This window comes from Staphylococcus delphini, from assembly GCF_900636325.1.
GTDB lineage: Bacteria > Bacillota > Bacilli > Staphylococcales > Staphylococcaceae > Staphylococcus > Staphylococcus delphini.
In genome coordinates, this window is the sequence record NZ_LR134263.1 from 2,761,915 (window position 1) to 2,774,006 (window position 12,092).

10 protein-coding genes and 1 other annotated feature are annotated in these 12,092 nt (G+C 41.5%); of the genes, 4 read left to right on the forward strand and 6 right to left on the reverse strand.

Going from position 1 to position 12,092, the window contains the following annotated elements; genetic code table 11:
* Positions 1 to 10: 10 nt before the first annotated feature.
* From EL101_RS12980 to EL101_RS13005, 6 genes are all read right to left on the reverse strand, one after another.
* Complete coding sequence (locus tag EL101_RS12980) at positions 11 to 820, reverse strand: ABC transporter permease subunit (protein WP_096595881.1); 810 nt, start codon at positions 818 to 820, stop codon at positions 11 to 13.
* Positions 813 to 1,748: an ABC transporter ATP-binding protein gene (locus EL101_RS12985; protein WP_096595882.1), complete on the reverse strand. Its 936-nt coding sequence runs from the start codon at positions 1,746 to 1,748 to the stop codon at positions 813 to 815. Before EL101_RS12985 ends, EL101_RS12980 begins: the two co-directional genes overlap by 8 nt.
* 330 nt (positions 1,749 to 2,078) lie before the next feature.
* Entirely contained in the window at positions 2,079 to 3,176 is a 1,098-nt protein-coding gene (gene ychF / locus EL101_RS12990; protein ID WP_096595883.1) for a redox-regulated ATPase YchF, read from the reverse strand.
* On the reverse strand, positions 3,167 to 3,388 hold the full coding sequence (locus EL101_RS12995) for a DUF951 domain-containing protein (protein WP_096595884.1): 222 nt from the start codon (positions 3,386 to 3,388) through the stop codon (positions 3,167 to 3,169). The genes ychF and EL101_RS12995 overlap by 10 nt, the downstream gene beginning before the upstream one ends.
* Before the next feature lie 12 nt (positions 3,389 to 3,400).
* Positions 3,401 to 4,291 carry a mechanosensitive ion channel family protein gene (locus EL101_RS13000; RefSeq protein ID WP_096595885.1) on the reverse strand — a complete coding sequence of 297 codons (891 nt, stop codon included), beginning with the start codon at positions 4,289 to 4,291 and terminating at the stop codon, positions 3,401 to 3,403.
* Positions 4,292 to 4,349: 58 nt separating this feature from the next.
* Positions 4,350 to 5,300, reverse strand: a complete 951-nt coding sequence (locus EL101_RS13005; protein ID WP_096595886.1) for a ParB/RepB/Spo0J family partition protein — start codon at positions 5,298 to 5,300, stop codon at positions 4,350 to 4,352.
* A 59-nt stretch (positions 5,301 to 5,359) separates the two neighbouring features.
* Positions 5,360 to 5,674, forward strand: a binding site (T-box leader).
* A gap of 64 nt (positions 5,675 to 5,738) precedes the next feature.
* On the opposite strand from EL101_RS13005, the gene EL101_RS13010 reads away from it, so the two are divergent.
* Genes EL101_RS13010 through metE form a run of 4 tightly spaced genes read left to right on the forward strand, consistent with a single transcriptional unit; the run spans position 5,739 to position 12,045 of the window.
* Complete coding sequence (locus EL101_RS13010; RefSeq protein ID WP_096595887.1) at positions 5,739 to 6,851, forward strand: PLP-dependent transferase; 1,113 nt, start codon at positions 5,739 to 5,741, stop codon at positions 6,849 to 6,851.
* Complete coding sequence (gene metC, locus EL101_RS13015) at positions 6,838 to 8,013, forward strand: cystathionine beta-lyase MetC (RefSeq protein ID WP_096595888.1); 1,176 nt, start codon at positions 6,838 to 6,840, stop codon at positions 8,011 to 8,013. Before EL101_RS13010 ends, metC begins: the two co-directional genes overlap by 14 nt.
* Complete coding sequence (locus tag EL101_RS13020; protein WP_096595889.1) at positions 7,967 to 9,808, forward strand: bifunctional homocysteine S-methyltransferase/methylenetetrahydrofolate reductase; 1,842 nt, start codon at positions 7,967 to 7,969, stop codon at positions 9,806 to 9,808. The genes metC and EL101_RS13020 overlap by 47 nt, the downstream gene beginning before the upstream one ends.
* A complete protein-coding gene (gene metE, locus EL101_RS13025; protein ID WP_096595890.1) occupies positions 9,805 to 12,045 on the forward strand; it encodes a 5-methyltetrahydropteroyltriglutamate--homocysteine S-methyltransferase in 2,241 nt (746 codons plus the stop codon). Before EL101_RS13020 ends, metE begins: the two co-directional genes overlap by 4 nt.
* Positions 12,046 to 12,092: the final 47 nt, after the last annotated feature.

Below are 12,092 nucleotides of genomic sequence, written 5' to 3' on the forward strand. Positions count from 1 at the left end.
TTTTTATATCCTATTTTGTTAACAATTTATCTGAATTAAATCGTTTTGAAATGGTTAAATAAACGATGATATCGACGACAATCAATACAGCGACGAGAATCATTGAAATCATCGGACCAAACAAAAATGCACCGTTTGCTTGAGAAATGATAAAACCAATAATCGGTAAAATTAAAATCATTGAAATAGACTGTGCTGATTTACTCGTATTCACACGTTGCGATACGGCTACAACAAATGAAATGGATAAAAACGTAATGAGCGGCGCAACGAGGAAAGTGACCATGAGCCAACTAAAATTCGGAAAAATCATCTCACCTAACACTTTGACGCCATAAACATTGACGATAATGCCATAAATCAATACTGAAATCCAAGTAAGCAAAATCGCCGGAATGCCTGAAACTAAAATCTTTCCAAGCATCAATTCTTTATTCGTAATCGGCGTATAGAGGAGGCCTTCAATCGTTTTATGCTCTTTTTCGCCCGTAAAACTTGTCGTTGCTAACATACTGGATACAAATACCGGTATGAGAATGAAAAATGGAATAAAGAAATACATCAAGATTGCATAAACAATACCGTGATGATGGTCGATGGATTTCGGTAACACTTGGTCAGGCAACTGGTCAATAAACATACGCGCCCCGCCTATATAATCAACAACACCAAAACTGACATCACCAAGCACTATCGCTAACGGGAAAACTAGACTAAAAATAAACGGAACAATAAATACCGATACAAAAACGCCACGATCACTTCTAATATCCAATGCGTCTTTGTAAACAATTGTGAAGACATGTTTCATATTAATCATGTTGCACCACATCCATCTTCATGAAATATAATTCTTTAATCGTATGTTGAACTTCAGTGACTGTATACACGTCGAGTTGGTGTGCTGTAAACAGTTTAATCACCTGGGAAATATTGTCATAAGCCTCCACTTTCACACGGAGATACCCTTCTGTGTCACTATTTTCTTGGGCGACAAATGCCTGCTCATTTTCCAATAAAGCCAATGCACGTGTCACATCACTCACATGAATATCAAATTCCACTTGTGGCCATGCTTCACGCAACAAATCTTCCGCACGTCCTGAAGCGATAAAACGACCGTCATCCATCATAAAAATATGGTCAGCTATTTGTTCTAGTCCTTGCAAATGGTGTGTACACATAAATACCGTCATTTCTTCCTCTCGCACTTGCTGTTGTAAATAGGTGTTCAGTGATTCAGATGCTGATGGATCCAAACCAGACGTCGGTTCATCTAAAATCAATAGTTTTGGGTGGTGAATGAGCGCACGCATAATCGCGACTTTTTGTTTCAAACCTTTACTCAATGTCCCAACTTTACTTTTTTTACGTTCAATTAACTCAAAATAAGTTAATAATGCATCAATTCGGTCGTCCATCACTACTTTTGGCACATCGTAAAAACGTGCCCATATTTTTAAATTTTCATATACTGTGAGATTTTCATACAAATTCCCATCATTTTGCACACCCATCTGTTTACGCACGCGTTCAAAATGGGGGTCTGTCGTCTTTACTCCAAACACCTCAATTTCACCATGCGTTGGTTGAAGTAAACCTGTCAATAAGCGAACTGTCGTCGTTTTCCCTACCCCGTTCGGCCCCAAAATCGCATTAATCGTTCCCGGTTTCAAAGTAAAAGAAATATCATTAATCACATTTTTACCATTTAGCGTCTTTTGTAGTTGGTTCACACGGACTAACATCGTCCTCACCTCTCTCATTGTTGTCTGCTATACACACCCTCTATTAAGCACATTTTACCACTTTTTTTGCATAATACATGATATTTTATCGATTTTACACGGAAATTTCAGAATACTCTATCTCATTTTGAAACCATTATACCACATCGATATGTCACAAATACGATAGTCCATCATAGCGATGATTAACAAGCGCATCACCCTCTAGGAAACACGCGATCGTCTCTAGTCCTCGTGCGCCTTCTCATTCCAATACGCGTAATGTACCGAAACACCAAAAAAGAGCTAAAATGCTGATGATCTCAACACTTTAGCTCTCTTTGTTATCTCCTACACATTAAAACGGAAATGCACGACATCGCCATCACGCATTACGTAATCTTTACCTTCTAAGCGCATTTTACCCGCTTCTTTCGCACCTTGTTCACCTTGATTAGCCACGAAGTCTTCATAGCTCGTCACTTCAGCACGAATGAAACCACGTTCAAAGTCTGTATGAATGATACCCGCACATTGTGGCGCCGTCATACCTTCCTTAAACGTCCATGCACGCACTTCTTGCACACCTGCTGTAAAGTACGTCGCCAATCCTAATAAATCATATGTTTTACGGATTAAACGGTTCAAACCAGGCTCTTCAATCCCTAATTCTTCCAAGAACATCGCTTTATCTTCCTCGTCTAATGTCGCAATCTCTTCCTCGATTTTGGCGCTAATGACGATCACTTCTGAATCCTCTTGTGCCGCATACTCACGAATCGCTTTCACTTTATCATTTTCTGCGTCATTAATTTCATCTTCACCGACGTTCGCGATATATAACATTGATTTTGACGTTAATAATTGTGCTTGGTTCACATATTTTTGATCTTCATCATTAAACGCTAAACTACGGACAGGTTGCCCATTTTCAAGTGTTTCTTTAATTCTTGTTAAAATGCGCACTTCATTCACGGCTGTTTTGTCTTTTTGTTTCGCCATTTTTTCTAAGCGTGGCAAACGTTTTTCAACAGATTCTAAATCCGCTAACACTAACTCCATGTTGATGACTTCAATATCTTCAATCGGGTTCACGCGTCCTGCAACGTGTGTGACATTTTCATCATCGAAAGCACGCACAACTTGGCAAATCGCATCGACTTCACGAATGTGTGATAAAAATTTATTGCCGAGACCTTCCCCTTTTGAGGCACCTTTCACGATTCCAGCAATATCTGTAAATTCAAACGTTGTAGGTACCGTTCTTTTCGGATTTACGATTGCTTCTAATTGTGTTAAACGTGTATCAGGTACCTCAACGATGCCGACATTAGGGTCAATCGTTGCGAAAGGATAGTTTGCAGCAAGTGCACCTGCTTTTGTAATTGCGTTAAATAAAGTTGATTTTCCGACGTTAGGTAAGCCGACAATACCAGCTGTTAAAGCCATGTTTCATTCTCCTTCTCATTTGAACTCGCTTTTTCGAGCACTTTTTTTATTTTTTTGTTGAATATTTGACGTGGTAACATAATGCTGCGCTGACAATTTTCACATTTGATACGGATGTCTGCACCCATACGAATAATTTTAAAACGATTTGTTCCACATGCGTGTTGCTTCTTCATCTCTACTATATCATTTAATTCGTAATTTGAAGCCACTCAATTTCACCTCTATGCTTCCTTGTTGTGTTGTTCTTGATATAACTGAACAAGTGTCGGCATTGGCGCTTCAATACCTTCAGACTGTAGAAACTCTTTTAACTCACGACGTAAAATACGCGATCCACCAAAGCTTTCACCAGGCAACGTTTCACCCGCCACACGAATCATCACTTCATAGCTATTGAATTTATCGACACCTAATACTTCAGGCGGTTCGATAAAAATATCATACTTTTTAGGAATCGTTTTTAAGAAGAGGTTCATTTTCTTCTCTACCTCGTCAATTTTCTCATGAATCGACACTGGAATATCAATAATGGAGACACCATTGGTCACTGAGAAGTTCGTCACTTCGCTCATCGTCCCGTTTGGAATAATCGAAAGCTCACCTGTAAACGATAAAATGCGTGTCGAACGTAGACCAATCGATTTGACTGTTCCTTCTGCTATCGGCGCACTGTTGTTTTTAATACTCACATAGTCCCCGACATCAAACTGATTTTCAAATATAATAAAGAACCCTGTAATGACGTCTTTCACGAGTGTTTGCGCACCAAAACCAATCGCTAAACCAACGACACCAGCCCCTGCTAAAATACTTTCAACGCTAATACCAAATTTGCTAAGCACCGTCGTTAAAGTGATAAACCATACAATATAACCGACCACATTTTGAACGAGGGTAATCAATGTTTTTGATCTTTTGGCACGATTGGTTTTACCTGAACGATTGTTGACTTTGAAAAATTGTGCGATACCTTTGTTTAAAATACGTATAATGATAAAAGCCGCCAACACGTAGATTAAAACAATAATTAGTTTTGTTAAAAGGTTCGAATAGGTTTCTGGATCTAATAACGGTTGCACCATACTTTTGAGTATTGCTTTAAATTGCTCCATAATTAACTCCCTTCTCTATGCATAATCTTCAATGTTGATGTCCACACCCTTGGAGACATTACATATTTTTAAGTAATTGAATCAGCCTGCGATAGTCACTTTCAGAGTGGAATGTAAAAGTAATCTCGCCTACATTTTTCTTCGTCGAAATTTCTACACTTGTGCCATATTGTTCTTTTAATTGTTGTTCATGTTGGCGAATCAGTGCAGGCTTTTTCGTCGTATGCTGTTGACGCGAGGTCGCTTGTTGCGCGCTACCTGTATGTTCGGCGACGCGTTGTTCCAAATATCTCACGCTCCAAGACTCCCGGATGGCTAACTTTGCGTATTGTATCATCGTTTCGGGTGTTTTGAGTGCGAGTAGTGTGCGTCCATGTCCGCCTGAAAGTTGGCCTTCTCGTATTAAAGTCCTAATCTTAACAGGTAACTTGAGCAGTCTCAACATATTCGCTATATACGGTCTTGATTTGCCTAACCGTGCTGCGACCTCTTGTTGTGTCAGATTTAAATGTTGCATCAGTTGTTGATAACTTTCTGCCTCTTCTAAAGCATTTAAATCTTCACGTTGCAAGTTTTCGATAATCGCCAGTTCGCGCATCTCACCATCTGAAAATGGTTTAACGATAGCTGGAACGTGCGTTAAGCCTGCCTCTAGACTTGCCCGATAACGGCGTTCACCCGCTACGATATGATACCCTTTGATCGCTTGCGTTACGATAATGGGCTGCAACACGCCATGCTGTGCAATCGATTGCGCAAGCTCTGTTAACTTTTCAGCATCAAACGTTTTGCGAGGTTGGTACGGATTCGGCCTAATTTCCGTCAATGCCAGTCGTTGAACTTGCTCGGCATCATTTTGTTGACTTTGCCATTTTTCGGTCATCCTTTTCACCAACCCTTCAAATTTTTTACCATTCCATTTTACTGTTTGCACCATTGAGACACAAGCTTTTCTCCATGATTTTAAGTCGCGCCAAATTTCCCTCTCTTCTAAATTTTCAGAAAACATGTTGACAACCTTTTTGTCATCGTGTAAAGTGTGTTTTATCAAAGCACAACACCATATTCCTAAACACTGTAAAAAGGAAAGTAAAACGTCCCCTGCATTTACAGAGAGCCTTCGTTCGCTGAGAGAAGGTATTGAAAGCACGTTTGAAAATGGCCTTGGAGTGTTGGTACCGATATGAGGTATCACCGGGTTCGCCCGTTATAGCGACTCAGTATTCACATTTTGTGGCACGGTAAAGTATTCCAAAGGTATCCCTCACATTCCATATCTATCATACGCTTTACAGTGCACACAATTTCGCGTACTGGAAGAGGTGATTTGAGCAATCATGTCACGAACAAAGGTGGTACCACGAACAAGCTTTCGTCCTTTATATCTAATGTCTTATTGGATCTAAAGGACGGAAGCTTTTTTATTTTTGAAGAGGAGGTTGAACTGATGAAAGAAACGACACTGGCACAAATTGCGTTGACTCAAGATGACACTGGCGCTATCGCAAATCCAATTTATCTCTCTACGGCATACCAACATGAAGGACTCGGACTATCAACTGGATTTGACTACACACGAACTAAAAATCCGACGCGACAAGTTTTTGAAGATGCATTTGCGCGACTTGAAGGCGGTGTCGCGTCATTTGCGACGGCGAGTGGCATGGCAAGTATCCAATTGGTCTGTAATCTTTTTGAACCCGGAGATGAAATACTCGTCTCGTTTGACTTATACGGCGGCACGTTTCGACTATTTGAATTTTATGAAACGCAATATGGGCTTCGTTTTCACTACATCGATTTTGAAAATCCAGACGCTGTGAAAGCTGCCATCACACCGAAAACAAGAGCCTTATTTATAGAACCAATCTCAAATCCGTTGATGATTGAAATTGACTTGACGCCTTATTACGACATAGCGTCAGAGCACGAGTTATTAATGATTATCGACAATACGTTTCTCACACCTTATTTGTCGACACCTTTACGCGACGGTGCAGATATCGTGTTACATTCAGCGACGAAATATATCGGTGGGCATAATGATGTCCTTGCTGGCGTCGTCACTGCGAAAGATGAAGTCCTTGCAGAAAAGTTAGGCCAATTTCACAACATGATTGGCGCGACACTTTCACCGATTGACAGTTACTTATTGTTACGTGGATTAAAGACATTACATCTTCGCGTCGAACGGTCACAACAAAATGCGCAACGATTTGCAGCAACTTGTGAAAATTTGGCAGGCATTCAAGACGTGCTCTATTGCGGACGAACAGGTATGTTAAGTTTACGTCTCGCACCTGGTTATAGTGTCGATCAATTGTTACGACAGTTGAAAGTATTGCGTTTTGCGGAAAGTCTAGGTGGCACAGAAACATTTATCACTTTCCCTTATACCCAAACACACATCGATATGCCAGATGAGGAGAAAGATCGTCGCGGCATTGACCAACACTTAATTCGACTTTCGATTGGTATTGAAGCTTATGAAGATATTGAACAAGATTTCATTCAAGCACTAGAAAAATCTAAAGAGGTGAGCACAGATGACACGTTCTAAACAAACTGAACTGATTCATGATACACAGCGTGGCGTCGCGTATCAATGTGCCAATCAACCGCTATATTATGCATCGACGTATCACCAACAACGATTAGGCGAGGCTGTTCCTTATGATTATGCGCGGAGTGGCAATCCTAACCGCGAATTGCTCGAAACGAAACTCGCACAACTTGAAGGCGGAAAGCGAGCGTTCGCATTCAACTCTGGTATCGCCGCGATTACAGCTGTATTTTTAACGTTAAAAGCAGGCGACCACGTCATTTTACCGGATGATGTGTACGGTGGGACATTTCGACTTACAGAACAAATTTTATCGCGCTTTGGTCTGACATTTACAACGGTGAATGCTGAAAATGTGGCAGAAATCCGTGCAGCGATTCGTCCGAACACACGACTCATCTACATAGAAACACCGTCGAATCCGCTGTTCAAAATTACAGATATTCGAAAAGTCGTTCATATTGCCCAAGTACACGACATTTTAGTAGCGGTGGACAATACGTTTATGACCCCGCTTTGCCAAAATCCACTGGCGCTCGGTGCGGATATCGTCATTCATAGCGCGACGAAGTTTTTAGGGGGTCATAGCGACCTCATTGCAGGCGCAGTCATTACAGATGATGACGCACTCGCCGAAGCACTGTATTTAATACAAAATGGCACAGGAACCGCTTTATCTGTTTATGACAGTTGGACGTTGACCCAACATCTGAAAACATTTGTCATCCGTTATGAACAATCTGTCAAAAGTGCACAACGGATTTATCACTTTTTGGCGGAACATCCGGCGATTGCGCAAGTGTACTATCCAGGCAACAACATCGTACATCTCAAACAAGCTAAACATGGGGGTGCCGTTATTGGTTTCCGATTAAAAGATGAAACCTATGCGCAACGATTTGTCGATCAGCTCACTTTACCACTCGTCTCAGTCAGTCTCGGTGGTGTAGAAACGATTCTTTCACACCCTTATACGATGTCACATGCCGCCATCCCTCAAGAGATTCGAGAAGCGCGTGGCATTACGTTCGGACTATTTCGATTGAGCGTTGGGTTGGAAGATGCTGATGAATTAATCGCCGACCTCGATCAAGCATTAAAGGAGGGATCCTATGAGTCGACTACTGAACGCACTGAAAAACAATATTCTCGTCGCTGATGGTGCGATGGGGACCATTCTCTACTCGGAAGGCTTAGACACCTGCCCTGAAGCATACAACCTGACACATCCTGATAAAGTTGAAAAGATTCATCGGTCATACATTCAAGCTGGCGCAGATGTCATTCAAACGAATACGTACGGTGCCAATTTTGAAAAATTACAACAGTTCGGATTGGAACACCAAGTCAAAGCCATTCATCAAGCTGCAGTAGCCATTGCCAAACGTGCGGCAGGACCTGACACATTCATCTTAGGGACGGTCGGTGGCTTTAGAAGTACAAAACAAGGCGAACTGTCACTGTCAGCCATTCAATATCACACGGACATTCAAGTCGATACGCTCGTTGCTGAAGGTGTCGATGGTCTGTTATTCGAAACCTATTACGATGATGAAGAATTGCTCAATGCGATTAAGCAAACACGACAAAAGTACGACATTCCAATTATTGCGCAACTGACCGCTTCTAACACACATTATTTAGTCAACGGTAAAGAGATTAACAGCGCATTACAACAATTGGTCAAAGCAGGTGCAGACATTGTCGGTTTGAATTGCCATCACGGCCCACACCATATGAAGCGTACTTTTGGCCATATTGAATTGCCGAACAATGCGTACTTGTCGTGCTATCCGAATGCGAGCTTACTCGATATCGACCAGCAAACTTTTAAATATAGTGATAACGCGCAATACTTTGGTGAGACCGCGGAACAACTCATTCAAGAAGGGGTCCGGCTTATCGGTGGCTGTTGCGGGACGACACCTGATCACATTCGCAAAATTAAAACAGCTGTCCAAGGGTTAAAGCCGATTCAAGAGAAAAAAGTCATTCCGATTCATCAAAAACAAACATCTGAAGCACCGAAGCCAACACGTCAAAACTTGGCAACGCGTGTACGAGAACGACCGACCATCATCGTCGAGCTCGATACACCGAAACATCTCGATACGACGAAATTTTTCCAAAACGTCAAAGCTTTAGATGACGCCCAAATTGACGCTGTAACGTTAGCGGACAACTCTTTAGCAACGGTTCGCATCTCCAACATTGCAGCCGCGAGTTTAATCAAACAACAATACAACATCGAACCGCTCGTTCACATTACGTGTCGCGATCGCAACTTAATCGGACTGCAATCTCACCTCCTCGGTTTATCGTTAATCGGAGTCCATGAGATTTTAGCGATTACCGGAGACCCTTCGAAAGTCGGGCATCTCCCAGGGGCAACGAATGTGTATGACGTAAATTCAAAAGGATTGACCGAACTGGCACTCAGATTTAACAAAGGCGTGAACACTGACGGCGATACGTTAAAAGTCGCCACACAGTTCAACATCGCGGGAGGTTTTGACCCTCATGTGAGTAACATCAAAGCCGCAGTCCGCAAAATGGAAACAAAAATTAAGAGCGGCATGCATTACTTTATTACACAGCCGGTCTTCACAAAAGAAAAAATTGTCGAGATTTACGAAGCGACAAAGCATCTCGATGTCCCTATTTTTATTGGGATTATGCCGATTACAAGTTACAAAAATGCGTTGTTTTTACATCACGAAGTCCCTGGCATCAAAATGTCAGACGATGTACTCGCACAGTTTGAAGCTGTTGCCGATGATAGACAAGCAACGTATGAACTGAGTCTATCGCTTTGTAAATCACTTATCGACACCGTCCATACGTATTTCAACGGCTTGTATTTAATTACACCGTTTGAGCGTATTGATTACTCATTAGAACTTGCAGCCTATTCGAAATCAATTACAACATCCCATCAGGAGGCGATTTTATGACAATTAAAACAACAAACTTAGGATTCCCAAGACTTGGACACAAACGTGAATGGAAAAAAGCCATTGAGGGCTACTGGAACAACAAAATTACAAAAGCTGAATTAGACGACACATTACAACAATTACACCGTTCTAACTTAGTATTACAACAAAACTGTAACTTAGATAGCGTACCTGTGGGCGACTTTTCATTATACGATCACATTTTAGATACATCTTTATTATTCAATATCATTCCAACGCGTTTCCAAGACCGTGACGTAGATGATGACTTACTATTCGATATCGCACGCGGTAACAAGTCACACGTCGCAAGTGCACTTGTCAAATGGTTTAACACAAACTATCACTATATCGTACCTGAATGGGATAATGTGACACCTCGCGTGAACCACAATCGTTTATTGGAACGTTTTAACGAAGCAAAAGCGCTTAATGTGAATGCACATCCTGTTATTGTCGGACCTGTGACATTCGTAGCACTTTCTAAAGGTGGCGCGCAATCATTTGAAGACAAAGTGCGTACGTTATTACCACTGTACGTTGAAGTATTACAATCACTCATCGATGCAGGGGCAGCACTCATTCAAATTGACGAACCGATTTTAGTGACAGATCAAGCGGCTGAATTAGAAGCCATTACACGTGAAGCATACGAGGCATTTGCGGAAGCTGATGTCGCAAAAGCGTTAGTCATTCAAACGTATTTCGAGCGTGCAAATGTGAAGTTTTTAAGTGCATTACCAGTCAAAGGTCTCGGATTAGACTTTGTACATGATCGCGGCTACAACTTACAACAAATCGAAAATGGTGACTTTGACCGTTCAAAAACATTATTTGCGGGTATTATCGACGGTAGAAATGTATGGGCTGCAGATGTTGAAGCGAAGAAAGCTTTAATCGAAAAATTATCACAATATTCCGATGATTTATATATCAATCCATCTTCTTCATTATTACACGTCCCTGTATCATTAGAAGACGAAACGTTAGCAGACGACATTCGCGACGGTTTAAGCTTTGCGACAGAAAAATTAGAAACGTTAGATGCATTGAAACGTGCTGTGAATGACAACGATACTGAAGCATATGACCGTTTACATGCGCAATATACACGTTTCCAAAGCCAAGCGTTCAAAAACCTTGAGTATGATTTTGACAGTGTTCGTGCCGAACGTGCTTCTGCATTTTCTGAGCGTAAAGTCGTGCAACAACAACGCTTAAACTTACCAGATTTACCGACAACGACGATTGGTTCATTCCCGCAGTCACCAGAAGTGCGTAAACAGCGTGCAGATTGGAAAAATAACCGTATTTCTGATGAAGCGTACCGTCAATTTGTACAAGATGAAATTAAACGTTGGATTGAAATTCAAGAAGACATCGGTTTAGACGTCCTCGTACACGGTGAGTTTGAACGTAATGACATGGTCGAGTTCTTTGGTGAAAAGTTAGACGGCTTCCTCGTGACGAAATTTGGCTGGGTCCAATCATACGGCTCACGTGCGGTAAAACCACCAATCATTTACGGTGATGTAAAATGGACAGCGCCATTAACGATTGATGAAACTGTGTATGCGCAAAGCTTAACGGACAAACCGGTGAAAGGCATGCTGACAGGTCCTGTAACCATCTTAAACTGGTCGTTCGAACGTGTGGACATTCCTCGTTCAACAGTTCAAGATCAAATTGCGCTTGCGATTAACGAAGAAGTATTAGCGTTAGAAAAGGCAGGCATCCAAGTGATTCAAGTGGACGAACCAGCATTACGTGAAGGCTTACCATTACGCAAAGCATATCACGAAGATTATTTAGCGAAAGCGGTGCATAGCTTTAAACTGGCGACGTCTTCAGTTACAGATGAAACGCAAATCCATACGCATATGTGCTATTCGCAATTCGGACAAATCATCCATGCGATTCACGACTTAGATGCAGACGTGATTTCAATCGAAACGTCGCGTAGCCATGGTGACCTCATTAAAGACTTTGAAGATATTGATTATGATTTAGGTATCGGGTTAGGCGTGTATGACATTCATAGTCCACGTATCCCGACAGAAGAAGAAATTACAACAGCAATTGAACGTGGTTTACAACAAATCGACCGTTCATTATTCTGGGTGAATCCAGACTGTGGTCTCAAAACACGTAAAGAAGATGAAGTGAAGGCCGCATTGACAGTACTGGTTAACAGCGCACGCAAATTACGTCAAGAAGCTGTCGAAGCGAATTAATAGTAAGGTCACGCATATGAATTAACATAACACACCCTAAAAGTATT

What these genes read in the sequence shown, in the direction of transcription:
- EL101_RS12980 (WP_096595881.1), bottom strand. Translation starts at nt 820, where the DNA reads ATGATTAATATGAAACATGTCTTCACAATTGTTTACAAAGACGCATTG.
- EL101_RS12985 (WP_096595882.1), bottom strand. Translation starts at nt 1,748, where the DNA reads ATGTTAGTCCGTGTGAACCAACTACAAAAGACGCTAAATGGTAAAAAT.
- ychF (WP_096595883.1), bottom strand. Translation starts at nt 3,176, where the DNA reads ATGGCTTTAACAGCTGGTATTGTCGGCTTACCTAACGTCGGAAAATCA.
- EL101_RS13000 (WP_096595885.1), bottom strand. Translation starts at nt 4,291, where the DNA reads ATGGAGCAATTTAAAGCAATACTCAAAAGTATGGTGCAACCGTTATTA.
- EL101_RS13005 (WP_096595886.1), bottom strand. Translation starts at nt 5,300, where the DNA reads ATGTTTTCTGAAAATTTAGAAGAGAGGGAAATTTGGCGCGACTTAAAA.
- EL101_RS13010 (WP_096595887.1), top strand. Translation starts at nt 5,739, where the DNA reads ATGAAAGAAACGACACTGGCACAAATTGCGTTGACTCAAGATGACACT.
- metC (WP_096595888.1), top strand. Translation starts at nt 6,838, where the DNA reads ATGACACGTTCTAAACAAACTGAACTGATTCATGATACACAGCGTGGC.
- EL101_RS13020 (WP_096595889.1), top strand. Translation starts at nt 7,967, where the DNA reads ATGAGTCGACTACTGAACGCACTGAAAAACAATATTCTCGTCGCTGAT.
- metE (WP_096595890.1), top strand. Translation starts at nt 9,805, where the DNA reads ATGACAATTAAAACAACAAACTTAGGATTCCCAAGACTTGGACACAAA.